Annotated in this window: 23 protein-coding genes and 4 tRNA genes; 13 read left to right on the top strand and 14 right to left on the bottom strand. The window is 62.8% G+C overall.

Going from position 1 to position 23,813, the window contains the following annotated elements; genetic code table 11:
- Window positions 1-89: 89 nt before the first annotated feature.
- The 11 genes from F3J45_RS25330 to F3J45_RS25280 all read right to left on the bottom strand — a co-directional run bounded on the left by F3J45_RS25330 (window position 90) and on the right by F3J45_RS25280 (window position 8,787).
- On the bottom strand, window positions 90-362 hold the full coding sequence (locus F3J45_RS25330; RefSeq protein ID WP_167069598.1) for an HU family DNA-binding protein: 273 nt from the start codon (window positions 360-362) through the stop codon (window positions 90-92).
- 152 nt (window positions 363-514) lie between these two features.
- Complete coding sequence (gene lon, locus F3J45_RS25325) at window positions 515-2,911, bottom strand: endopeptidase La (protein ID WP_167069596.1); 2,397 nt, start codon at window positions 2,909-2,911, stop codon at window positions 515-517.
- Between the two features lie 164 nt (window positions 2,912-3,075).
- Complete coding sequence (clpX, locus tag F3J45_RS25320; protein ID WP_167069594.1) at window positions 3,076-4,359, bottom strand: ATP-dependent Clp protease ATP-binding subunit ClpX; 1,284 nt, start codon at window positions 4,357-4,359, stop codon at window positions 3,076-3,078.
- A 108-nt stretch (window positions 4,360-4,467) separates the two neighbouring features.
- Entirely contained in the window at window positions 4,468-5,109 is a 642-nt protein-coding gene (gene clpP / locus F3J45_RS25315) for an ATP-dependent Clp endopeptidase proteolytic subunit ClpP (protein WP_003259400.1), read from the bottom strand.
- Between the two features lie 91 nt (window positions 5,110-5,200).
- Complete coding sequence (gene tig, locus F3J45_RS25310) at window positions 5,201-6,514, bottom strand: trigger factor (protein WP_167069592.1); 1,314 nt, start codon at window positions 6,512-6,514, stop codon at window positions 5,201-5,203.
- Between the two features lie 237 nt (window positions 6,515-6,751).
- Window positions 6,752-7,051 (bottom strand): DUF6388 family protein, encoded by a 300-nt coding sequence (locus tag F3J45_RS25305; RefSeq protein ID WP_167069590.1) that lies wholly within the window; start codon window positions 7,049-7,051, stop codon window positions 6,752-6,754.
- 226 nt (window positions 7,052-7,277) lie between these two features.
- Complete coding sequence (locus F3J45_RS25300) at window positions 7,278-8,057, bottom strand: class I SAM-dependent methyltransferase (protein ID WP_167069588.1); 780 nt, start codon at window positions 8,055-8,057, stop codon at window positions 7,278-7,280.
- A 284-nt stretch (window positions 8,058-8,341) separates the two neighbouring features.
- Window positions 8,342-8,417: transfer RNA gene (locus F3J45_RS25295), tRNA-His, on the bottom strand.
- A gap of 36 nt (window positions 8,418-8,453) precedes the next feature.
- Window positions 8,454-8,538: transfer RNA gene (locus F3J45_RS25290), tRNA-Leu, on the bottom strand.
- A 53-nt stretch (window positions 8,539-8,591) separates the two neighbouring features.
- Window positions 8,592-8,667: transfer RNA gene (locus F3J45_RS25285), tRNA-His, on the bottom strand.
- Window positions 8,668-8,710: 43 nt separating this feature from the next.
- Window positions 8,711-8,787, bottom strand: a tRNA-Arg gene (locus F3J45_RS25280).
- Between the two features lie 271 nt (window positions 8,788-9,058).
- On the opposite strand from F3J45_RS25280, the gene folD reads away from it, so the two are divergent.
- The 5 genes from folD (at window position 9,059) to F3J45_RS25255 (ending at window position 14,099) form a co-directional block, all read left to right on the top strand.
- Window positions 9,059-9,913, top strand: a complete 855-nt coding sequence (folD, locus tag F3J45_RS25275) for a bifunctional methylenetetrahydrofolate dehydrogenase/methenyltetrahydrofolate cyclohydrolase FolD (RefSeq protein ID WP_167069586.1) — start codon at window positions 9,059-9,061, stop codon at window positions 9,911-9,913.
- A 292-nt stretch (window positions 9,914-10,205) separates the two neighbouring features.
- Window positions 10,206-11,516 carry a C4-dicarboxylate transporter DctA gene (locus F3J45_RS25270; protein WP_167069584.1) on the top strand — a complete coding sequence of 437 codons (1,311 nt, stop codon included), beginning with the start codon at window positions 10,206-10,208 and terminating at the stop codon, window positions 11,514-11,516.
- 45 nt (window positions 11,517-11,561) lie between these two features.
- The gene (locus F3J45_RS25265) at window positions 11,562-12,266 is read left to right on the top strand and encodes a FadR/GntR family transcriptional regulator (protein WP_167069582.1); all 705 of its coding nucleotides are present in this window, start codon (window positions 11,562-11,564) and stop codon (window positions 12,264-12,266) included.
- 16 nt (window positions 12,267-12,282) lie between these two features.
- Window positions 12,283-12,948, top strand: coding sequence for a GntR family transcriptional regulator (locus tag F3J45_RS25260; protein WP_167069580.1), 666 nt, complete (start codon window positions 12,283-12,285; stop codon window positions 12,946-12,948).
- A gap of 71 nt (window positions 12,949-13,019) precedes the next feature.
- Window positions 13,020-14,099 (top strand): hypothetical protein, encoded by a 1,080-nt coding sequence (locus F3J45_RS25255; protein WP_167069578.1) that lies wholly within the window; start codon window positions 13,020-13,022, stop codon window positions 14,097-14,099.
- 116 nt (window positions 14,100-14,215) lie between these two features.
- On the opposite strand, the gene F3J45_RS25250 is transcribed toward F3J45_RS25255, so the two are convergent.
- On the bottom strand, window positions 14,216-14,644 hold the full coding sequence (locus tag F3J45_RS25250) for a PACE efflux transporter (RefSeq protein WP_167069576.1): 429 nt from the start codon (window positions 14,642-14,644) through the stop codon (window positions 14,216-14,218).
- 101 nt (window positions 14,645-14,745) lie between these two features.
- Between F3J45_RS25250 and F3J45_RS25245 the strand changes: the two genes are divergently transcribed.
- The 3 genes from F3J45_RS25245 (at window position 14,746) to F3J45_RS25235 (ending at window position 18,778) form a co-directional block, all read left to right on the top strand.
- On the top strand, window positions 14,746-15,648 hold the full coding sequence (locus F3J45_RS25245) for a LysR family transcriptional regulator (protein ID WP_167069574.1): 903 nt from the start codon (window positions 14,746-14,748) through the stop codon (window positions 15,646-15,648).
- Window positions 15,649-15,756: 108 nt separating this feature from the next.
- A complete protein-coding gene (gene mcpA / locus F3J45_RS25240) occupies window positions 15,757-17,643 on the top strand; it encodes a methyl-accepting chemotaxis protein McpA (RefSeq protein WP_167069572.1) in 1,887 nt (628 codons plus the stop codon).
- 349 nt (window positions 17,644-17,992) lie between these two features.
- Window positions 17,993-18,778 carry a sulfite exporter TauE/SafE family protein gene (locus tag F3J45_RS25235; protein ID WP_167069570.1) on the top strand — a complete coding sequence of 262 codons (786 nt, stop codon included), beginning with the start codon at window positions 17,993-17,995 and terminating at the stop codon, window positions 18,776-18,778.
- 18 nt (window positions 18,779-18,796) lie between these two features.
- Here the strand turns inward: F3J45_RS25235 and F3J45_RS25230 are convergent, their stop codons facing one another.
- Window positions 18,797-19,336 carry a histidine phosphatase family protein gene (locus tag F3J45_RS25230; RefSeq protein ID WP_167069568.1) on the bottom strand — a complete coding sequence of 180 codons (540 nt, stop codon included), beginning with the start codon at window positions 19,334-19,336 and terminating at the stop codon, window positions 18,797-18,799.
- A 141-nt stretch (window positions 19,337-19,477) separates the two neighbouring features.
- Between F3J45_RS25230 and F3J45_RS25225 the strand changes: the two genes are divergently transcribed.
- The 5 genes from F3J45_RS25225 (at window position 19,478) to F3J45_RS25205 (ending at window position 23,620) form a co-directional block, all read left to right on the top strand.
- Entirely contained in the window at window positions 19,478-20,065 is a 588-nt protein-coding gene (locus F3J45_RS25225; protein ID WP_167069566.1) for a biliverdin-producing heme oxygenase, read from the top strand.
- 96 nt (window positions 20,066-20,161) lie between these two features.
- On the top strand, window positions 20,162-21,253 hold the full coding sequence (locus F3J45_RS25220) for a pyridoxal phosphate-dependent aminotransferase (RefSeq protein WP_167069564.1): 1,092 nt from the start codon (window positions 20,162-20,164) through the stop codon (window positions 21,251-21,253).
- Between the two features lie 118 nt (window positions 21,254-21,371).
- A complete protein-coding gene (locus F3J45_RS25215) occupies window positions 21,372-21,836 on the top strand; it encodes an antitoxin Xre/MbcA/ParS toxin-binding domain-containing protein (RefSeq protein ID WP_167069562.1) in 465 nt (154 codons plus the stop codon).
- A complete protein-coding gene (locus tag F3J45_RS25210; RefSeq protein WP_167069560.1) occupies window positions 21,836-22,312 on the top strand; it encodes an RES family NAD+ phosphorylase in 477 nt (158 codons plus the stop codon). Before F3J45_RS25215 ends, F3J45_RS25210 begins: the two co-directional genes overlap by 1 nt.
- Window positions 22,313-22,336: 24 nt before the next feature.
- Window positions 22,337-23,620, top strand: a complete 1,284-nt coding sequence (locus tag F3J45_RS25205) for an arsenic transporter (protein WP_167069558.1) — start codon at window positions 22,337-22,339, stop codon at window positions 23,618-23,620.
- Between the two features lie 99 nt (window positions 23,621-23,719).
- Here F3J45_RS25205 and F3J45_RS25200 read toward each other — a convergent pair.
- A partial coding sequence (locus F3J45_RS25200) for an IS3 family transposase (protein ID WP_167061942.1) occupies window positions 23,720-23,813 on the bottom strand: 94 nt, incomplete at its 5' end.

Raw genomic sequence — 23,813 nt, 5'->3', positions numbered from 1 at the left:
TTGCTTAGCAAACGTGTCAGGCGGGAACGTTTGCGCCCCGCCGTCACCGTGCTCGGACCAGGCCTGGCCGGGTCCGGCTGAAAGACGACTTAGTTGACGGCGTCTTTCAGGCCTTTGCCTGCCTTGAAACCTGGAACCTTGGCAGCAGCGATCTTGATCGCCTTGCCGGTTTGCGGGTTACGGCCAGTGCGCTCGGCGCGGTCTTTGACCGAGAAGGTGCCAAAGCCAACCAGAACGACGTCGTCGCCTGCTTTCAGGGCGCCAGTTACGGAGTCGATCACAGCGTCCAGAGCTTTGCCGGCGGCAGCCTTGGAAATGTCAGCCGATACAGCGATAGCGTCAATCAGTTCCGACTTGTTCACTCTAAGTCCCCTTATATCTCTATTGAGTTTGTTTCTAAGTATGTAATGAAAAGCTTATGAAACGTGCGCTGGGTGGCCTGTTGACAATCGCGTGCCGCTTTATAGCAAGGCCCCGAAAAAACTGTCAAGGAAAGCCCCCCAACCAAAAACTACTAATGCGTGCTGATTCTTTCCTTAGCATCGCCGTCGCGCTTTTCATCTTTCGCGACAATCTCAGGAGCCACATCTGGCAAGGGCTCCGGGGCGTATTGCAGCGCAATTTGCAGGACTTCGTCAATCCATTTGACCGGTTTGATCTGCAGATCCTGTTTAATATTTTCCGGAATTTCCTTCAGATCGCGAACATTCTCCTCGGGAATGATCACGGTCTTGATCCCGCCACGGTGTGCCGCCAGCAGTTTTTCCTTCAGCCCACCAATGGCCAACACCTGGCCACGCAGGGTGATTTCGCCGGTCATGGCCACATCGGCACGTACCGGAATCTGCGTCAGCGCCGACACCAGCGCGGTGCACATGCCAATACCGGCACTCGGGCCGTCCTTGGGCGTGGCGCCTTCGGGCATGTGGATGTGCACGTCGTGCTTCTCGTGGAAGTCGGCAGCAATGCCCAGGCTGCGGGCGCGGCTGCGCACCACGGTTTGCGCGGCGGTGATCGACTCGACCATGACATCGCCCAGGGAGCCCGTCTTGATCAGCTGGCCCTTGCCGGGGATGACAACCGACTCGATGGTCAGCAGTTCGCCGCCCACCTGGGTCCAGGCAAGGCCGGTGACCTGGCCGATCTGGTCCTGCTGCTCGGCCAGGCCATAACGGAACTTGCGCACGCCGAGCAGGTGCTCGAGCTGTTCGCCAGTGACCTTGACCTTGACCTGCTTGTGCCCGGTATGTTCCTTGACCACCTTGCGGCACACCTTGGCGATCTGCCGCTCCAGGCCACGCACGCCGGCTTCACGGGTGTAGTAACGGATGATGTCGCGAATCGCCGAGACGTCGATCTCCAGCTCTTCCTTCTTCAAACCGTTGGCCTTGACCTGCTTGGGCGTCAGGTACTTGACCGCGATGTTGATCTTCTCGTCCTCGGTGTAACCCGGCAGGCGGATGACTTCCATGCGGTCGAGCAGCGCCGGCGGAATGTTCATCGAGTTCGAGGTGCACAGGAACATCACGTCCGAGAGGTCGTAGTCAACCTCCAGGTAGTGGTCGTTGAAGTTGTGGTTCTGCTCGGGGTCGAGCACTTCCAGCAGCGCCGACGCCGGGTCGCCGCGCATGTCGCTGCCCATTTTGTCGATTTCATCGAGCAGGAACAGCGGGTTGCGAACGCCCACCTTGGTCATTTTCTGGATCAGCCGGCCAGGCATGGAACCGATGTAGGTCCGGCGGTGGCCACGAATCTCGGCCTCGTCACGCACGCCGCCCAGGGCCATGCGCACGAACTTGCGGTTGGTGGCGGCAGCGATCGACTCGGCCAGCGAGGTTTTACCCACGCCAGGCGGGCCAACCAGGCACAGCACCGGGCCGCGGATCTTCTTCACCCGCTTCTGCACGGCGAGGTATTCAAGGATGCGTTCCTTGACCTCTTCCAGGCCGTAGTGGTCGGCATCGAGGATTTCCTCGGCCTTGGCCAGGTCCAGGCGCACCTTGCTCTGGGCCTTCCACGGCACCTGCACGAGCCAGTCGAGGTACGAGCGAACCACGGTGGCCTCGGCCGACATCGGCGACATCTGCTTGAGCTTGTTCAGCTCGGCCTGGGCCTTGGCCAGGGCATCTTTGGGCAGGCCAGCGGCTTCGATGCGCTTTTTCAGCTCTTCGACTTCGTTGTGGCCTTCGTCGCCATCGCCGAGCTCCTTCTGAATGGCCTTCATCTGCTCATTCAGGTAGTACTCGCGCTGGCTGCGCTCCATCTGTTTCTTGACCCGGCCACGGATACGCTTCTCGACCTGCAGCAGGTCGATTTCCGCATCCAGCAGCGCCAGCACGTGTTCGACGCGGGCGGTGAGGTCGACGATCTCGAGGATTTCCTGCTTCTGCTCGATCTTCAGCGCCATGTGCGCGGCCATGGTATCGACCAGGCGACCGGGCTCTTCGATGCTGTTGAGCGACGACAGCACTTCGGCCGGGACTTTCTTGCCCAGCTGCACGTACTGCTCGAACTGCGACAGCAGCGTGCGCACGAAGACTTCCGACTCGCGCTCGGCGCTGTCGGTTTCGTCGATCAGGGAAACTTCGGCACGGATGTGCCCTTCAACTTCGGTGAAACGCTCCACAGCGCCCCGCTGCTCGCCCTCGACCAGCACCTTGACGGTACCATCAGGCAGCTTCAGCAGTTGCAGCACAGTGGCGACGGTGCCCACGCGATACAGGGCGTCTTCGCCTGGATCATCGTCGGCGGGGTTCTTCTGGGCCAGCAGAAGGATCTGCTTCTCGCCCGTCATCGCAGCCTCAAGGGCCTCGATGGACTTTTCACGCCCCACGAACAGCGGGATGACCATGTGCGGATAAACGACGACATCGCGCAATGGCAAAAGAGGCAAGTCGAGGGTGGTCTTCATGATTTCGCCTCTACAGCGGCCTTATGGCCGGAAACCGGTGGAAATGTTGCCTGGACCTAATGTGGGGGCACGCTTGGCAAATTACAAGCGCTTGTGCAGGAAAAGCAGAAAGGGGCCCGTAGGCCCCTTACTGACTTGCTGCCATTGCCCGGCAACCGCCTGGATCAGGCGTCGGGTGCGGCTTTGGCGTGCGGCTCGCTGTTTTCGTAGATCATCAGCGGCTGCGAGGTGCCCTCGATAACGCTCTCGTCGATAACCACCTTGCTGACATCCTTCTGCGAAGGGATCTCGTACATGGTGTCGAGCAGCACGCCTTCAAGGATCGAACGCAGGCCACGGGCGCCGGTTTTGCGCTCCAGGGCCTTGCGTGCAACGGCCTTGAGGGCGTCGCTGCGGAACTCAAGGTCCACGCTTTCCATTTCGAACAGCTTGGCGTACTGCTTGGTCAAGGCGTTCTTCGGCTCGGTGAGGATCTGCATCAGTGCAGCCTCGTCCAGCTCGTCGAGGGTTGCCAGAACCGGCAGACGGCCAACGAACTCGGGGATCAGGCCAAATTTCACCAGATCGTCTGGCTCCACTTCGCGCAGCGATTCACCGACCTTCTTGCCCTCTTCCTTGCTGCGTACTTCGGCGCCAAAGCCGATGCCACCTTTGGTGGAGCGGTTCTGGATGACCTTTTCCAGGCCGGAGAAGGCGCCACCGCAAATGAACAGGATGTTGCGGGTATCGACCTGCAGGAATTCCTGTTGCGGGTGCTTGCGGCCACCTTGCGGCGGAACCGAAGCCACGGTGCCTTCGATCAGCTTCAACAGCGCCTGCTGCACGCCCTCACCCGAAACGTCACGGGTGATGGACGGGTTGTCCGACTTGCGCGAAATCTTGTCGATTTCGTCGATGTAGACAATCCCCATCTGGGCCTTTTCCACGTCGTAGTCGCACTTCTGCAGCAGTTTCTGAATGATGTTCTCGACGTCCTCACCCACGTAACCGGCTTCGGTCAGGGTGGTGGCGTCAGCAATGGTAAACGGTACGTTCAGCAGGCGTGCCAGGGTTTCGGCGAGCAGGGTCTTGCCCGAGCCGGTTGGCCCGATCAGCAGGATGTTGCTCTTGCCGAGTTCAACCTCGTCGCCCTTCTTGTCACGCTGGTTCAGGCGCTTGTAGTGGTTGTACACCGCTACCGCCAGGACCTTCTTAGCGCGCTCCTGACCAATGACGTACTGGTCCAGGATGCCGCTGATTTCTTTCGGCGAAGGCAATTTGTGCGCGCTGCTCTCGGCCTGGGCTTCCTGCACCTCCTCACGGATGATGTCGTTGCACAGGTCGACGCACTCGTCGCAGATAAATACCGAGGGCCCGGCAATCAGTTTGCGCACTTCGTGCTGGCTTTTGCCGCAGAAGGAGCAATAAAGCAATTTGCCGCTGTCCTCGCCGTTACGGGTGTCAGTCATTCGATCGATCCAATCCGGTAGGCTTGCAACACAAGATGAAGGCAATTGCGGGCTTTTTCAAGTCCGCAGGTAGGCGCGCTGCGCGCCTACCTGCTCCGGCACCCTGGTTCAGGAGGCCAGTTGCCGCTTGTCGTAGACCGAGTCGATCAGGCCGTACTCGGCCGCGCGCGAGGCGCTCATGAAGTTGTCACGCTCGGTGTCGCGCTTGATGGTCTCGAGGTCCTGGCCGGTGTGGTAGGCCAGCAGCTCGTTCAGGCGCGCCTTGATGTTGAGAATTTCCTGGGCGTGGATCTCGATATCGGTCGCCTGGCCCTGGAAACCGCCCAGTGGCTGGTGAATCATCACCCGCGAGTTCGGCAGGCAGTGACGCTTGCCCTTGGCACCGGCGGCCAACAGGAAGGCGCCCATGCTGCAGGCCTGGCCGATGCAGATGGTCGAGACGTCTGGCTTGATGAACTGCATGGTGTCGTAGATCGACATGCCAGCCGTTACCGAGCCGCCCGGGGAGTTGATGTACAGATGGATATCCTTGTCCGGGTTTTCCGCTTCAAGGAACAGCAGCTGCGCCACCACCAGGTTGGCCATGTAGTCCTCTACCGGGCCAACCAGGAAGATCACACGCTCCTTCAACAGGCGCGAGTAGATGTCATAGGCGCGTTCGCCACGGGCGGACTGCTCGATAACCATCGGGACCAGGCCGCCTGCGGCCTGGATGTCAGAGCTCTGCTGAATATAAGAATTGCGGGACATGTCCTGCGCTCACTCCCAAATAGTCATGGCTTGAATACGCACAAGCCAGCTCGAAGGCTGGCTTGTGGGGGTTTCCTACGAGAGTAGCCTGTTACTCAGCGTCGGCAGGTGCCTGTGCTGGCTTAACGGCGTCTTCGTACGAGACCGACTTGTCGGTCACAGTCGCTTTCTGCAGAACAGTATCTACAACTTGTTCTTCCAGCACAACCGAACGCACTTCGTTCAGTTGCTGGTCGTTCTTGTAGTACCAGGCGATGACCTGCTCAGGCTCTTGGTAGGCCGACGCCATTTCTTCGATCATCTCGCGAACCTTGCCTTCGTCTGGCTTCAGTTCGAACTGCTTGACCACTTCGGCGACGATCAGGCCCAGCACAACGCGGCGCTTGGCTTGCTCTTCGAACAGCTCGGCCGGCAGTTGCTCAGGCTTGATGTTGCCACCGAACTGCTGAACGGCCTGGACGCGCAGGCGGTTGACTTCGTTTTCCAGCAGGGCTTTCGGCACTTCGATCGGGTTGGCGGCCAGCAGACCGTCCATGACCTGGTTCTTCACCTTGGTCTTGATGGCCTGGCGCAGTTCACGCTCCATGTTCTTGCGAACTTCGGCGCGGAAGCCTTCCAGGGTCGATTCCTTGATGCCGAACTGGGCGAAGAACTCTTCATTCAGTTCTGGCAGCTGTGGGGCCGAAACGCTGTTGACGGTGATGGTGAACTCGGCGGCTTTGCCGGCCAGGTCCAGGTTCTGGTAGTCCTCAGGGAAGGTCACGTTGACAACGCGCTCTTCGCCTGCCTTGGCGCCTACCAGGCCGTCTTCGAAGCCTGGGATCATGCGGCCGGAGCCCAGCACCAGCTGGGTGCCCTTGGCCGAACCACCGGCGAACACTTCACCGTCGACCTTGCCAACGAAGTCGATGTTGACCTGGTCGTCGTTCTGCGCAGCGCGCTCGACGGCCTCGAAACGGGTGTTCTGCTTGCGCAGCACTTCCAGCATGTTGTCCAGGTCGGCGTCGGCCACTTCGGCGCTCAGGCGCTCGACGTTGATCGAGTCGAAACCGGCAACGGTGAACTCAGGGAACACTTCGAAGATGGCGACGAATTCCAGGTCCTTGCCTTTTTCGAAGGACTTTGGCTCAACGGCCGGGGCACCTGCTGGGTTCAGCTTCTGCTCGACGATGGCTTCGTAGAAGGAAGCCTGAACCAGGTCACCGAAGGCTTCTTGACGGGCATCAGCCTCGAAACGCTGACGGATCACGCTCATTGGCACCTTGCCTGGGCGGAAGCCCGCGACTTTGGCGCGCTTGGCAGTCTGTTGCAGACGCTTGTTGACTTCGTTCTCGACGCGCTCGGCCGGAACGGCGATGGTCATGCGGCGCTCAAGAGCGGAAGTGTTTTCAACAGAAACTTGCATGGATATTCCTCGTTGCACAGACGTTAGCCGGCGATAGCCCGACTCCAGAATCAAGGGCAAACATTCTAGTGAGTCACGCACCAGAAGTCACCCCACCCGGGACGACGGGAAACCACGCCGGTCGATTAGTTTCCAAGGCCCGTCGGGCCCCTATATAAAGAAGGCCGCGCAATGCCCGAGGCAGCACGCAACCGAAATACCTTGTCAAACAACTACCCGCCCAAAAGCGACACCGGCTTACTCCGGGTCGATCTCGTTGAACTGGCAATACTCATCCCACTCAAGGCCCAGCGCCTCAGCCACTTCGCGGTGGGTTTCCAAGCGCATGGCCTTGAGCTGCTCGGGGCTTTCAGCGATCAACTGCAGCGCCAGCTCCCAGGGCTGCAGGCCCTGCTCGTCGGCAGCATCTTCAAAGGCCCACTCAATCTGCTGGGCCTGCTCCCGCGCGTCGAGCTCGCGAATTTCTTCGAGCAACTGCGGATTGGCTTCGGCGAAGCGCTGCAACGCCAGGGCCTGGCGGGCTTCTTTTGCGATCATTGGGGTGTTCCTCTGCCAGCCAACGGGGCCGGTGTTTCAACCGGCTGAAATCTAACAGCTTTTATTGGGGTGGTACCAGAGGATTACAAGGGGGGGGTGAGCCAATTGATGCTTGTGAGAACGAGCGCCGCATGCGCGGCGCATCGCGAGCTGCGCTCGCCCCTACCAGGCCCTGAAAAACCTGTAGGAGCGAGCACAGCTCGCGATGCACTAAGGCAGACTTCAATCAGACAAAACTGATGTTGGGCCGCTGAGCCCCATGCACTACGCGAGCAGCCGTGACCAATTGATGCGGCAGCTCAACATAAGGCACATCGGAATTGCTCAATGCCATATCGATAAGCTTCACCATGACCGAATCACGGCGCACAAGAATCACGTCAGACCAATCGGTATTGGTCATGGCCACCGGAATGAAGTCCGAGCGCTTCATGAAACTACCCAGCGCCTCAAGCACCCCAAGGTTCTGCCGGGTACCCATCTGGCTGTGGCAGCAGTCATTGAGCATCATGACGCCATCCGGCCCCAGCAGTTCCTGGTAGTACATCATGTCGCGCAGGATGTACTCGTACTGGTGATTGGCATCCACGTACACCAGGTCGAATTGCTCGATACCCGTCTGCTCACGAATTTTCTCGATTGCACTGATGCTGTCAGCGCGAATCACGGCCACTTCAGGCATGTCGACGAACTTAGCCAGGCATTCCTGGTACAAACGCTCCCACGTGGCGTCATCGTGCAGCGACCCGCCGTAGTAATACTCGTAATCGTCCACCGGCGATACCCACGGCGGCAGCTGGTCGAACGGGCTGTAGGCCTTGTTGGCATCCTTGCTCCAGCTATCGGCCAACACCATGCGCGAAGGCGACAGCGCCGCATGCAACTTGAGCGCATTCTCCCCGCGCAGAACGCCTACCTCAGCCACTACGGGGCGCTTGTCCAGCGCGCCATAGACTGCACCCAACACGTGGTACAGGTTTACTCGATGTGTACAGCAGACTTTCATGGGACATCCTTTTTCATGGGAAGGTGGCACGCAGGCTTGCGCCACACGCGACACGACAGCGCGTAGCAAGCAAGAAACCGACCACCTGACCAAAAAAGGCATCAAAACGCCAGCCGGCGGCGCCTTTGGCTCAAGCGCCCCACAGCCGGCGCGCCAACCAAATGACCATCCAGAACACAAAGCGCACACCCACTCGCGCGCCTGCAGTGACGCAGCCAAAAAACCGCCGGGCGCAAAAACGACAAAAGCGCCCGGTCTCACGACCAAGGCGCCTTTGAAAAATATGGGGTGGACGATGGGAATCGAACCCACGACAACTGGAATCACAATCCAGCGCTCTACCAACTGAGCTACGCCCACCATAATGCGGTGTTACGCTACAACCTTACAGAAGCATGGTGCGGACGAAGAGACTCGAACTCTTACAGCTTGCGCCGCTGGAACCTAAATCCAGTGTGTCTACCAATTTCACCACGTCCGCGTAACGCTTAAAACAAAGGCGCCAGATGACTATCAAGGCGCCTTCGTTGAATATGGGGTGGACGATGGGAATCGAACCCACGACAACTGGAATCACAATCCAGCGCTCTACCAACTGAGCTACGCCCACCATATTGCATTACAGCCTTACTTGCTTGCCCAAGCTGCCTAAATGGCGCACCCGGCAGGACTCGAACCTGCGACCATCCGCTTAGAAGGCGGATGCTCTATCCAGCTGAGCTACGGGCGCTTAAGCTACAAAGCCTAACCGAACAAGACGTTAACAGATAACTGCTAAACCACTCATTCTGCCCGACTTAGCCAACCAGTGCTAGGCTGTGCCCGACAAGTGCGGCGAATCTTATAGGCGAGCCTGAAAGTCGTCAACACCTTTTTCAAAAAAATTTAAATTATTTAAGGGCTTAGGGGATTTGCCCGACCACCCGCCTTTGCCCTTGGGCCGTGTCGTGCGAGAATGCGCCCTCTTTATTGTTCCTTTCTCGATGGTTAATCACCCGTCTATGACTGCACACCTAATCGATGGCAAGGCGATCGCCGCCAACCTGCGCAAGCAGATCGCTCAACGTGTCGAGGAGCGTCGCCAGCAAGGCCTGCGCACGCCTGGCCTGGCGGTGATCCTGGTCGGCACCGACCCCGCCTCCCAAGTCTATGTCTCGCACAAGCGCAAGGACTGCGAAGAGGTCGGCTTCATTTCCCAGGCTTTCGACCTGCCCAGCGATACCACGCAGCAAGCCCTGACCGAGCTGATCGACCGCCTCAACGACGACCCAGCCGTCGACGGCATCCTGCTGCAACTGCCGCTGCCGGCACACCTTGACGCCTCCCTGCTGCTTGAGCGCATTCGCCCGGACAAGGACGTCGACGGCTTCCACCCCTACAACATCGGCCGCCTGGCCCAGCGTATCCCGCTGCTGCGCCCCTGCACGCCCAAAGGCATCATGACCCTGCTGGAAAGCACCGGCCAGGACCTGTACGGCATGAACGCGGTGATCGTCGGCGCCTCCAACATCGTTGGCCGGCCGATGGCCATGGAACTGCTGCTGGCGGGCTGCACCGTGACCGTGTGCCACCGCTTCACCAAGGACCTGGCCGGCCATGTCGGGCGCGCCGACCTGGTGGTGGTGGCCGCCGGCAAGCCGGGCCTGGTCAAGGGTGAGTGGGTCAAGGAAGGCGCCATCGTCATCGACGTCGGCATCAACCGCCAGGAAGACGGCAAGCTGGTCGGCGATGTGGTCTACGAGACGGCCCTGCCCCGCGCCGGCTGGATCACGCCGGTGCCGGGCGGCGTCGGGCCAATGACCCGTGCCTGCCTGCTGGAGAACACGCTGTATGCTGCTGAAGAGCTGCACAAGTAACAGCGCTTGATGTGAAAAAAACGGCACCTTTGGCAGGTGCCGTTTTTTTTTGCTGGCATACAAGGGCGCCGCGGGGCGGCGCATCGCGAGCTTTGCTCGCTCCTACGGGGGCTCGGGACGGTAGGTGACAACTGGTCAGACCGGTAAGGCCAAAATCTCTTGCATTGCAGGATGTTTCGGGGTTTTATGGGCCTGCGCTGAACAAACCGGTAAGACCACAATAATATAAGTCCTGCGCTCTTTCGCCCCGTGCGGCTACCGAAGCAAGGACACCGATCAAGAGATCTCCCCCATGCTCAAGTGGTGCTCGCGTTCGATCTTCCTGCAAGTCGTGCTGGGCCTGGCCCTCGGTATAGCCTGCGGCCTCAGCTTCCCCGACCTTTCCCTGCAGCTCAAGCCGCTTGGCGACGGCTTCATCAAGTTGATCAAGATGTTGATCGGCCTGATCGTCTTCTGCGTGGTGGTCAGCGGCATTTCCGGCGCTGGCGACCTGAAGAAGGTCGGGCGTATCGGCCTCAAGTCGGTCATCTACTTCGAAGTGCTGACCACCATCGCCCTGGTCATCGGCCTGGTGTTCGCCTTCAGCAGCGGCATCGGCAACGGCGCCAACATCCACCTCGACCAACTGTCCAGCGCCGACGCCAGCAGCCTGGCCGAGCGCGGCCAGCACATCCACGGTGCCACCGCCTTCTTCATGGACCTGATCCCGACCTCGGTGATCGGCGCCTTCGCCGACAACAACATCCTGCAGGTGTTGCTGTTCTCGGTGCTGTTCGGCAGCGCCCTGAACCTGGTGGGTGATTCGGCTGCCGGTATTTCGCGGCTGATCAACGAACTGAGCCACGTGGTGTTCCGCATCATGGGCATGATCGTGCGCCTGGCGCCCATCGGCGTGTTTGGCGCCATCGCCTTCACCACCAGCAAGTACGGCCTGGAATCGCTGCAGCACCTGGGCGGCCTGGTCGCGCTGTTCTACCTGACCTGCGCCGGCTTCGTGCTGATCGTGCTGGGCACGGTGATGCGCGTATCGGGGCTCAAGCTGCTGCCGTTCATCAAGTACCTGCGCGAAGAGCTGACCATCGTGCTGGGCACCGCCTCGTCCGATGCCGTGCTGCCGCAGGTCATGCGCAAGCTCGAACACCTGGGCATCGGCACGTCCACCGTGGGCCTAGTGATTCCCACCGGCTACTCGTTCAACCTCGATGGCTTCTCGATCTACCTGACCCTGGCCATCGTGTTCATCGCCAACGCCACCGGCACCCCGCTGGAAATGACCGACCTGCTGACCATCTTGCTGGTGTCGCTGGTGACTTCCAAGGGCGCTCATGGCATCCCAGGCTCGGCGCTGGTGATCCTCGCCGCCACCCTGACTGCCGTGCCGGCGATCCCGGTGGTGGGCCTGGTACTGGTCTTGGCGGTGGACTGGTTCATGGGAATCGGCCGCGCCCTGACCAACCTCATCGGCAACTGCGTGGCCACCGTGGCCATCGCCCGCTGGGAAAAGGACATCGACCTGGAACGCGCGCAGAACGTGCTCGATGGCAAGCCTGGCTTTGCCCCGCTGCCGCGCAAACAGGCCAGCGCTCATCAACAGGAATTCTGAAGCCCATGTGGCCGGCGCACACGCCGGCCCTTTCAGGAGCAAACCGTGATCAGCTCATCGACCGTCGTCAACGCCGTGGTGGACAAACTGCGCAAAGCCCTGGCCCGTGGCCAGTGGCGCAGCGGCGACATGTTGCCGGGCCAGCGCGAGCTGGCCGAACAGCTGGGCATCAGCCGCCCGAGCCTGCGCGAAGCGGTCACCGTGCTGGAAACCCTCGGCCTGGTGCGCGCGCTGCCTGGCAAGGGCGTGCTGGTGCTGGACGCCGAGGCGGCGGCCCAGGAGCCGGCAGCCGACAGCGCCGCACCGGCCAGCCTGGCGGACGTGCTGGAACTGCGCTACACCCTCGAACCGTTCATCGTCGGGCTGGTGGCGCAATCGGCCAACAGCCAGGACATCGGCCAACTGCGCCTCACCCTGATGGACATGCGCGAAGCCCAGGAGGCCGGCGACAACGACGCCGGTGCCAAGGCCTACATCGCCTTCCACGAAGCGCTGTTCGCCCTCACCACCAACCCGATTTTTCAGAGCGTGGTGCAGCAGACCGGCAATGCCCTCAAGCAAAGCGCCGGCATGCTGCGTAACTCGCCCGAGCACCTGGCCGCACGGCTGAAGGAAAACGAAGCCGTGGTCCGCGCCATTCGTGACCGCAACAGCGCCCAGGCCAGCGCCCAAATGCGCCAGCACATCCTTGCCGAAGGCCAGCGCATGGGCATTCACCTCAACATACCGGACGAACATCCCGGCCCATGACCCCAGGAACGCGACCATGACCGCCTCCCGCCTGCCTGCCCTGCTCGCCACCGGGGAAACTCGGCTGTCTGCCGAGCAAATTTACCCACGGCTGTTCGACGCCATTCTTGAGCAACGCCTGCCGCCTGGCAGCCCGCTGCCCGAGCAGGCGCTGGGCACCGCCTTCGGTGTCAGCCGCACGGTGATCCGCCGGGTGCTGGGGCGCCTGTCCGACCAGCAGGTAGTGGTACAGCGCCCCAGCCACACCGCGCACCTGGCCGCGCCCGACCCGCAGCAGGCGCGCCAGGTGCTCAGCGCCCGGCGCCTGGCCGAAACCACGCTGATCAGCCTGGCCGCGCAGCGTGCCCGGCCCACCCAAATCCGCCAGTTGCGCCAGCTGGTGGAACGCGAGCGCCAGCACCATGAGCGGGGCGAACGCTGCGCGGCGATCCGCCTGGGCGGCGAGTTTCACCTCAAGCTGGCGCAAGTGGCGGCCAATGCACCGCTGGCGCGCTTTCTCAATGGCCTGGTGCCGATGACCTCGCTGATCATCGCCCGCTACGAGTCGCCCTGCTGCGAGCACTGCGCCTGGGAAGAGCACGCGGCGATCATCGATGCGGTGGAAGCCGGCGATGCGCAGGCGGCGCTGGCGTTGATGCATGAACACCTCGACCGCCTTGAGGACAAGCTCGACCTGGGCTGAACCACGCGGCAGCCCCGCCAGGGCCGCCCTATACTCGGGTAAGCCCAGCCTCTATGTTGAGGAGGCACCGAGTGCGCCCGCGATCCTTGATACTGCCCTGCCTGCTGCTGGCACTCGCCGGCTGCGCAGGCTCTCGTACGCCTGCCTCGCCGCCGCCCGCGGTGCTCACCGCTGCCGATTGGCAGGGCATCGACCAGGCGCTGATCGAAGCGTCCACCGGCGCCGCCGGCGCTGCCAACGATTACGCCCGGCGCTCGATGCGGGTGTGGAAAGAGCAGGTGCAACAGCGCACCGAAAGCGACTTCATCCCTTGGTTCACCGGCTACTGGACCCAGCAATGGCTGACCATGAAGGTAGCCTGGTACAAGCTCAACAGCGGCGAAGGCCATGAGCCTGCCGAAAAGCGCCTGGCCCTGTACCTGCAGGAGCAGTATCACCAACGGGTGATCGAGCCGGTGGCAGAGCAGATCGACCCCGAAGGTATCCGCGACCGCGCCAGCGAAATCTACCTGCAGCTGCTTGGCCAGCAGTTGCCTGGCATCATCCAGCGCTTCAACGCACCGCCCGAGCAGGTCAGCCAGCGCCTGAACCGCATTCCCGCGATCCACCTTGGGCCACCGCCCGCCCGTGATGCCACGCTGTACCAGTTGTTGCGTGCCAAGCCACTGGCGCAACAGCCGGCCTGGCTGGCCTTGCGCGAGCACCTGCACCAGCAGGCGGGCCAAGGGCCGGGCAGAACTGACCTGGGGCTGTCCTCGGTCGCCTCCGATGCCAGCGAGAAACTGGCAGCCACCCTCGCCCCACGGGGTGTCGCCAGTGCAGTGGCGAGCGCGGTGGGCAAAGTGGCCGGGGCGATGATCTCGGTGGCGGCGGCCGGTTACGGGATGATCAGCCACAACCAGGAACAGCCACAGAAGGTCGAACAATTGCGGGTGATTCTTAATGTGGCGCTGAACCAGGAATGGCAGGAATTGATGGACAACCGCCAGAGCGGGGCCATGGCCGGGGTGTATTACCTGTCGGGGCAGGTGGAAGACAGCTTGCTGGGTACGGTGCCCCAGTCGCAGTCGCAGTCGCAGTCGCAGTCGCAGTCGCAGTCGCAGTCGCAGTCGCAGTCGCAGGAATCGTTGTTGATTCGCCTGCCGCCTTGACTTGCACCGGCCCTTTCGCGGGGCAAGCCCGCTCCTACAGGGACATCACAAGGCCCGAAGGCAATGATTTCCCTGTGGGAGCGGGCTTGCCCGCGAAGGGGCCAGGCCTGCCGAACTCAGGCGCTCGCCATGGCCGACGTCGGCAACCCGAAAATCTGGTCGAACGCCCAGTTATAGGCAAAGGTGTAGCACGGCACCAGCACAATAAAGGCCAGGTCCACCAGGAACGCCTCTACCAAACTCATCCCCAGCCACCAGGCAATCAGCGGAATCAGATACACCACCAGGGTCAGCTGAAACCCCACGGCATGCACCACCCGCCGCCCCACACTGCGCCCGCGCGTAGCCTGGCGGCGCTCCCAACACTCGAACAGGCTGTTGTAGGCCAGGTTCCAGAGCATCGCGATGGTGGTGATCATCACCGCCAGCGGCCCAGTGTGGGACGCCTGGGTATCCGACAGGTAGGCCAGCCCCAAGGTCGACATGCACAGGCCGATCAATTCATAGAAGGTCACATAGACCAGTTTGCGTTTAATGCCTTGCACCGGGTTTCCTCATGTGTCGAATCGCACGATGCCAGGAGGATGATTCAACACGCTTGACAGGAAAAGTCAGCAGCTTTCAGATTATCTGACAGGAGGCTACCATGAACTTTTCCAGCGACAATATTCAGCTGTTTCTCGCCGTACTTGACCGCGGCTCATTTTCTGCCGCTGCGCGCGCCCTGAATCGGGTGCCTTCGGCCGTCAGCATGGCCATCGGCAACCTGGAAGCCGAGCTGGGCTATGCCCTGTTCGAACGGGGTTCGCGGGAAGTGCGCGCCACGGCCCAGGCATTGGCATTGGAACCCCATGCACGGTTGATCGCCGAGCAACTGGGGCTGTTGCAGGTGCATGCGCTGGAACTGTCCCAGGGCCTGGAAAGCAGCCTGACCGTGGCCGTGGTGCCAGACATCGACCATCGCCCGCTGCTGGCTGCCATCGCCGTGCTTGGCGAGCGTTACCCACTGCTCGATATCCAGCTGCTCAGCGCCCCTCAGGAGCACGCCCTGCAACTGCTCGACAGCGGCCGCGCCGACCTGTGCGTGGCGTTCGCCGGCCTTCAGGTCGATGCCCTGCGCGGCTTCCAGCACATTGGCAGCGAGTTGCTGGTGGCTACCCTGTCACCGGCCCACCCGGCGCTACGTGCCGGGCGCATCCATAACCTGGAAGACCTGGTCAACGTGCGCCAGATCCTGGTCTGCAGCCGCGACCTGCCGATCAGCGACCCACGCTCGTTGATCGGCGCCAGCCACTGGTCCACCGACAGTTTCGACCTGGCCCTGCAAATGGTTGAAGCCGGGCTCGGCTGGGGTGACCTGCCACTGGCCCGGGTCGCGCCGCTGATCGCCCAGGGGCGCCTGGTGCGCCTGAATTTCGGCAACACCCGCAACGCACTGGAACTGCCGCTTCACGTCCTTTGGCGCAAGCAGCAGCCGGTGCGCCAGGCCGCCCGCCTGCTGATAGAAAAGCTGGCGTCACCGTCCGTCGAAATGGCCTCAGGTGAGTGATGCAAGTGCTTCAATTTTTTACCCCTTGAGCCGATATCCCAGGGGACAGGCTACCCTCGCGCCACAAGCACGCGGCGGCCTCCCCTCCCTGGCTCAAGGTCTCGAAACATGAACCTGAAATTTCGCCACAAGATTCTCCTCAGCGCCTGCGGTGTCGTGGTGCTGGCGTTTGCCCTGTTCACGCTCTACAACGACTACCTGCAACGCAACACCCTGCGCCAGAACATCGAATCGTCCATGCAACAATCCGGCGCGCTGACAGCCAGCAGCGTGTCGAACTGGATGAGCGGGCGCATCCTGGTGCTGGAAAACCTGGCCCAGGACATCGCCAAGCAAGGTGCAGGCGACACCCTGGCCGGGCTGATCGAGCAGCCTTCCTACACGCGAAATTTCCTCTTCACCTACCTGGGCCAGGCCAACGGCGTGTTCACCCAGCGCCCCGACGCGCAGATGCCCGCCGGCTACGACCCACGCCAACGCCCCTGGTACGGCACCGCCGCCAGCGCAGGCCAGACCGTACTCACCGCGCCTTACCAAGGCGCCGTCGGCGGCCTGATGGTAACCATCGCCACACCGGTGAAAAACCAAGCCAGCGGCGAATTGATCGGCGTGGTCGGTGGTGACCTGACCCTCGACACCCTGGTCGAGATCATCAACTCGGTGGACTTCGGCGGCCTGGGCCACGCCTTCCTCGCCGACAGCAACGGCCAGGTCATCGTCAGCCCCGACAAGACCCAGGCGATGAAAAACCTCAAGGACATCTACCCCGGCAGCAACCTGCGGGTGGCCACCGGCATGCAGGACGTTACCCTCGACGGCCAGGAACGGTTGATTTCGTTCGCCCCCGTCAACGGCCTGCCGTCGGCGCAGTGGTACATCGGCCTGTCGATCGACAAGGACAAAGCCTACGCCGCGCTTAGCCAATTCCGTACCTCGGCGATCATCGCCATGGTCATTGCCGTGGCCGCCATCGCCGGCTTGCTGGGGCTGCTGATCCCGCTGCTGATGCGCCCGCTGACCACCATGGGCCGCGCCATGCGTGACATCGCCGAGGGCGAAGGCGACCTCACCCGCCGCCTGGACGTGCAGCACAAGGACGAGTTCGGTGAACTGGCCGGCTCGTTCAACCGCTTCGTCGAACGTATCCACACCTCGATCAGCGAAGTGTCCTCGGCCACCCGCCTGGTCCACGACCTGTCGGAGAAAGTGGTCAACGCCTCCAACGCCTCGATCATCGGCTCGGAAGAGCAAAGCATGCGCACCAACAGCGTGGCGGCCGCCATCAACCAGCTGGGCGCCGCTACCCAGGAAATTGCCCGTAACGCTGCCGACGCCTCGCAACACGCCAGCGGTGCCAGCGAACAGGCCCATGGCGGGCGCGAAGTGGTCGAGCAGGCCATCAGCGCCATGACGGCCCTGTCGCAACGCATCAGCGAGTCGTGCGAGCAGATCGAAACCCTCAATGCCAGCACCGACGAGATCGGCAAGATTCTCGACGTGATCAAGGGCATTTCCCAGCAAACCAACCTGCTGGCGCTGAACGCGGCCATCGAAGCGGCACGTGCTGGCGAGGCTGGGCGGGGCTTTGCCGTGGTGGCCGACGAAGTGCGCAACCTGGCACACCGCACCCAGGAGTCGGCGGAGGAAATCCACCGCATGATTACCAGCCTGCAGGTGGGCTCACGCGAGGCGGTGCACACCATGAACACCAGCCAGGTGTCCAGTGAGCAGACCGTGCAGGTGGCCAACCAGGCCGGTGAGCGCCTGGCCAGCGTGACCCAGCGTATCGGTGAAATCGACGGCATGAACCAATCGGTGGCCACCGCCACCGAAGAGCAGACCGCCGTGGTCGAGAGCCTGAACCTGGACATCACCCAGATCAACGCGCTCAACCAGCAAGGGGTGCAGAACCTCAACCAGACGCTGCAGCATTGCGACGCCCTGGCCCAGCAGGCCGGGCGCTTGAAGCAGCTGGTGGGCAGTTTCAGGATTTGACGCCACGGCCTGGGTGTAGGGGTTGAGGTGTTTGTTGGGGCGTAGATCGAGCGCCGCCCGCGCGGCGCATCGCAGGCAAGCCTGCTCCTACATCTGTTTCGGGCCAGTTACGCCTGCGCCATCGCGCGCGACCGCCTTGTTGGTTCTCGCTGGAAATGTAGGAGCAGGCTTGCCTGCGATGCGCCGCGCGGGCGGCGCTCGATCTCACAGGCACCACCACCCCCCGATCCCTACACCCGCAGCAACAACCCCGGTTATAACCTAATAACGAACAAGTCTATTTGGCTATAAAAAAATCTATATGCTGGCTCCATCCGATAACGGGCAAAGCTGGGCAGTCGAGTAGCGTATGGATGTAGGTTCTTTCGGTTTCACCATTGCCGGACTGGTTGTGGGTTTCATCGTCGGCATGACCGGCGTCGGTGGCGGCTCGCTGATGACGCCAATCCTCTTGTGGTTCGGTATCAACCCGGCCACCGCCGTGGGCACCGACCTGCTCTACGCCGCCATCACCAAGGGCAGTGGCGTTTGGGTACATGCCCGCAACAAGAACATCGACTGGAAAATCACCGGCATGCTCAGCCTCGGCAGTGTGCCGGCCGCTGCCCTGACCCTGTGGTTCCTCAGCACCCTGCACACCGACACCACGGCGCTTAACGGCATCATCAAGCAAGGCCTGGCCGTGGTGCTGATCCTTACCGCCCTGGCGATCCTGTTCAAATCCCGCCTGCAGGCGTTTGCCAACCGCCATGCCGGTGACCACTACCACCTCAGCGACCGCAGCCTGAACACCCTGACCGTGCTCACCGGCGTAGTGCTGGGGGTGATGGTGACCCTGACGTCCATCGGCGCCGGTGCCCTGGGCACCGTGGCGCTGTTCCTGCTTTACCCGTTCCTGGCCACCCGCCGCCTGGTCGGCACCGAAATCGCCCACGCCGTGCCGCTGACCCTGGTGGCCGGTATTGGCCACGCCGGCATGGGCAACATGGACTGGTCGCTGCTGGGTTACCTGCTGCTGGGCTCGCTGCCGGGCATCTACCTGGGCAGCCACCTCACCGGGCGCATTTCCGACCGCGTGCTGCGCCCGTGCCTGGCCGGCATGCTGCTGCTGATCGGCTACAAGCTGGCGTTCTGACCCCCAGCGTGGCGCCCGTCAGCCCAGACGCAAGCGCCACTGCCCGGTAAAGCTCAGTTCCACCCGCGCCAACGGCAACACATCGATGCACCGCGCCCCGGCCAACGAACACCCCAGCACCTGCCCCAACACGGCACGCATCACCCACGGGTGGGTCACCGCCAGCCAATCGCCGGGCCTGTCGAAGCCCTTCAGCCAGGCACCGGCCCGCTCATTCAGCGCAACGAACGATTCCCCACCATGGGGCGCGCTGTGCGGATCTTCCAGCCATTGCGCCAGCGCCTGCGGCTGCTCGGCCTGCAGTTGCTTGAGCGGCATGCCCTGCCAACGCCCCAGGTCGCAATCAGCCAATGCCCGTTCGACCTGCACCTGGGCAGACAACCAGGCCGCCGTTTCCCTGGCTCGCCGCTCCGGTGCGGCCAACACGCGCACGCCCGGTTCAAGGGCCGGAGGCGGCCCGCTGAGCGGCAGGATGCCGTCGTCAGGGTGTGCCAGGCAGCCCGTTTTCTGGGCATGGGTCAGGGCGTGGCAGATCAGGATCAGGCGAATGGCTTTCACCGGCAGGCTCATGGTTGCGAAACGAAGTCACCGGTTTACCACGCCGGCTGCACTTTTACTGCAACAAAAGTCACGCCAAGGGGCAGTGCCGGGTTAGCATCGGCTAGCCAACCCAGGCAAATAGCCAGCAGAGCCCGACCGATGCCCACCCGCACCACCACGCCCAGCCCCCTGCTCCTCGCCCTGCGCGAAGGCACCCGCGATTGCCACAAGGCGCTGGAGGCACGCCTGCCGTTCTTCAGCCCAGGCTTCGACCCCGCAGCCTACAGCTGCCTGCTGCAGGCGTACTATGGCTTCCATGCACCACTGGAGGCACGCCTGGCCAGCTACCAGGAACCGGGCCGCGTCAAACTGCCCGCCCTGAGCCTGGACCTGCAAGCCCTGAACCTCAGCCCTGCCGATATCGACGCCCTGCCCCTGTGCCAGGCCCTGCCGAGCGTGCACGACGAAGCCAGCGCCTTGGGGGTGATGTACGTGCTGGAGGGCTCGACCCTGGGTGGCCAGGTGCTGAAGAAGGCCATGGCCGAACGCTTCGGGATTGGCGCAGACAACGGCGCCGGCTTCCTCGATGTCTACGGCGAGCGCACTGCCAGCTACTGGCGCAGTTTCCTCGAACGCCTGGGCCAGGCGCCGGCCAGCGCTGCGGCACAGGCTGCAAGCGTGCAGGCAGCAGTGGCCACGTTCCAGCTGTTCGAAGCCTGGCTCGGCCAGCGCAACGTGCTGATCTAGCGCACTCGCCAGGCAAATCGGGCGTTTTGCCATCATTAATCGGCGGCGTTGCCCCTCGTCCCTTGCTGTATCCCATGACAACAAGGAAGCTGCTCCATGACCGATTTGACACGTCGCTCGTTGGTGGGCCTGGGCGTTGCCCTGCCCCTGCTCGGCCAGTTCAGCTGGGCCAACGCTGCCACCCCTGCGCCGCCTTCGCGCAGCAGCCCCGTGCGCATCAACTACAACGAAAGCCCCTGGGGCCCCAGCCCGGGCGCGCGCGAGGCGATGCGCCAAGGCATCGAGCTGTGCGGGCGCTACCCCTATGATGCCCAATACGAACTGATCGACGTGTTCGCCGCCCAGCACGGCCTGGAGGCCGGGCAGGTACAGGTGTTCTGTGGCTCCAAGCTGGCCCTGCAGCATGCGGTGGTGGCGTTCACCGGGCCACGCAGCCTGGTGCTGGCAGAACCTTCCTACGAAGCGGCCGCAGAGGCGGCCGAGGCCCGCGGCGTGCCGGTGCACAACATTGCCCTGGATGCCCGCCATGCCCATGACGTAGACGCGATGCTGGCGGCCGACCATGCCCCTGGGCTGATCTACCTGTGCAACCCCAACAACCCCACCGGCACCCTGACCCCGCGCAGCGACATCGAGCGTTTGCTCAAGCACAAACCCGCAGGTACCGTGGTGCTGGTGGATGAGGCCTACATCCATTTCAGTGATGCCCAAAGCTGCATCGGCCTGGTCAAGGAACACCCCGAGCTGCTGGTCTTGCAAACCTTCTCCAAGCTCTACGGCATGGCAGGCGCACGCCTGGGCCTGGCCATTGGCCAAGCCGCGTTGCTGCAACGCCTGGAAGTGTACGACGGGGAAAACGTGGCCGCTGCACCAACCCTGCTGGCGGCACTGGCCAGCGTGCGCGACCGGCAATTGGTGCCGCAGCGCAAGGCCGACACCGCGCAGCTGCGCGAACAGACCATCGCCTGGCTGGGTGAACGGGGCTTCCGGTGCACGGCCTCGCAAACCAACTGCTTCATGATCGACCTGCGCGGGCCGGCGCAACCGGTGGTGGAACGGCTGGCCAAGCGCGGGGTGCTGGTGGGGCGGGTGTGGCCTAGCTGGCCAAATTGGGTGCGCGTGAGCGTGGGCGATGAGCAGGACATGGCGCGGTTCCGCGAGGCCTTTGCCGCCGTGACTGCAGGTTGAACCAGGCGGCCACGCCTCCCGGGCGCAGGCGTGGCCCTGCCGAAAGGTAGTGCCGTTTCACGCTGCACAGGCCTATACTTCATTTGACGAAAAATCCAAGTCAATTGACGGAGGCGTGATGAGCACTTCAATCGCCCAACGTAACAAAGAAGACCTGCGCAGCGTGAGCGTCCAGGAATTCTGGGCATTCAGCGCCGGCCGCTATGCCCTGAACGAGTCCGAGCGGCTGCTGCAGATCAAGCAAGGCTTCGCCGCGCACCTGTTCCGTGCGGTCCGCTACACCTTCAACCTTGAAGACCTGACCCTGGCGCTGCTGCTCAATGCGTCGATCTCTACCCTAGAGCGCCGGGTTCGCGAACAGGAAGCCCTCGACACCGTTGCCTCCGAACGCCTGGACCGCATTGCCGTGGTTTCCCACCTGGCCGAGGAAGTCTTTGAAAACCGCGAGGCAGCGGCGCAGTGGTTGTCCCGGCCGAACAAGGCCCTGGGCAATGTCGCCCCCATTCTGTTGTGCGAAACCGAAATCGGCGCCAAGCAGGTTCGCCGGGTGCTGCACGCGCTGGACTGGGGCGGGGTTGCCTGATGCGGGCATGGCGAATCGCAAAGGCCAAGCGCGCCACCGACCTCACCGGCAGGGGCGCCGCCATCGAAGGGGGACGCTGGAATGACCAGGACCTGCCAGCCGTGTACATGGGCCTGACGCCGGCCATCTGCTGCCTGGAAACCTTCGTGCATGCCGACGGCGAGCCGACCTACCCGTTGAAGATTACCTGTTTCGAGCTGCCCGCGGAGGCTGCCCTGTACCTTGAAGTCGACGCATCCGGGCTGCCTGAAGGCTGGGCCAGCCTGCCTGCCGACCGCCCCAGCATGGCCTTCGGCAGCGCCTGGCTGAAAGCCAACAGCCACCTGGGCCTGATCGTCCCTTCGGCCATCTTGCCGCTGGAACGCAACATCGTCATCAACCCTGCGCACCCGGCGGTGAGCCGAATCCAGGTGGTGGAGGTCTACGACTTCATGTATGACCCACGCATGTTCCAAGTCGCCGCCCGCGTTCATTAATCCGGCCCCCCAAGAGCCTTGCCCATGCTCCCAGCCGCGTCGATCTTCCTGCTTACCCTGGCCCTGGTCATCTGGCAGCCCAAAGGCCTCGGCGTTGGCTGGAGCGCCTGCCTGGGTGCGCTGCTGGCGCTGGTGTTCGGCGTGGTTTCGCTGCACGACATACCCACCGTGTGGGCGATCATCTGGAACGCCACCGCCACCTTCATCGCCCTGATCGTCATCAGCCTGCTGCTGGATGAGGCCGGGTTCTTCGAGTGGGCGGCGCTGCATGTGGCGCGCTGGGCGCGGGGTGACGGGCGCCGGCTGTTCGCCTTCATGGTGCTGCTGGGCGCGGCGGTATCGGCGCTGTTCGCCAACGATGGCGCGGCGCTGATCCTCACCCCGATCGTGATGTCGATGTTGCTGGCGTTGCGCTTCTCCGCCGCCGCGACCCTGGCCTTCGTCATGGGCGCAGGCTTTATCGCCGACACCGCCAGCTTGCCGTTGGTGGTGTCGAACCTGGTGAACATCGTTTCGGCCGACTACTTCGGCCTGGGCTTCAATGCCTATGCGGCGGTGATGGTGCCGGTGAACCTGGTGGCGGTGGCGGCCACCTTGCTGGTGCTGTGGCTGTATTTTCGCCGCGACATTCCGGCCCGCTATGCCAGCGCGGGCCTCAAGCAACCCGCCTTGGCCATCCGTGACCGCGCGACGTTCCGCGTGGGCTGGGTGGTGCTGGTGGGGCTGCTGGCCGGGTTGTTCGTGCTGGAGCCGCTGGGCATTCCGGTGAGCGCGGTGTCCGCCGCCGGGGCACTGGTGCTGTTCGCCGTGGCGGCGCGGGGGCACGTGATCAGCACCCGCCGCGTGCTGCGCGAGGCACCTTGGCATATCGTGGTGTTTTCCCTGGGGATGTACCTGGTGGTGTATGGCCTGCGCAATGCCGGCCTCACCGACTCGCTGACCCACCTGCTCAATGGCCTGGCCGGTCATGGCGTGTGGGCGGCTTCGCTGGGCACCGGGCTGATTGCAGCGTTGTTGTCGTCGGTGATGAACAACCTGCCCAGCGTGTTGATCGGTGCGCTGTCGATCCATGCCAGCGACGCCCAGGGCGTGGTACGCGAGGCGATGATCTACGCCAACGTGATCGGCTGCGACCTGGGCCCGAAGATCACCCCGATCGGCAGCCTGGCGACCTTGCTGTGGTTGCATGTGCTGGCGCGCAAGGGCGTGCAGATTGGCTGGGGGTATTATTTCAAGGTCGGGGTACTGCTGACCGTGCCGGTGCTGCTGGTGACCTTGGCGGCCCTGGCGCTGCGGTTGAGTATGTGAAGGCCTGCCACCGGCGCTGCCGGTGATCGCGAGCTGCGCTCGCTCCTACCGGGCGGGGTTGTGCAGGTGAACTGCGCCCCAAATGTTAGACGGTCGAAGCTAGGCTACCTCAGCCTGAGTCCTGTAAGCCACAGGACTCAGGCCATTGAGCTTCATTTTGATTCGTTCGTGGTTGTAGTAATGGATGTACTCG

Origin of the sequence: Pantoea sp. Ap-967 (assembly GCF_011752565.1) — a bacterium.
Lineage (GTDB): Bacteria > Pseudomonadota > Gammaproteobacteria > Pseudomonadales > Pseudomonadaceae > Aquipseudomonas.
Note: the sequence above shows the minus strand (reverse complement) of the source record. Positions and strands in the feature narration are given on the sequence as shown.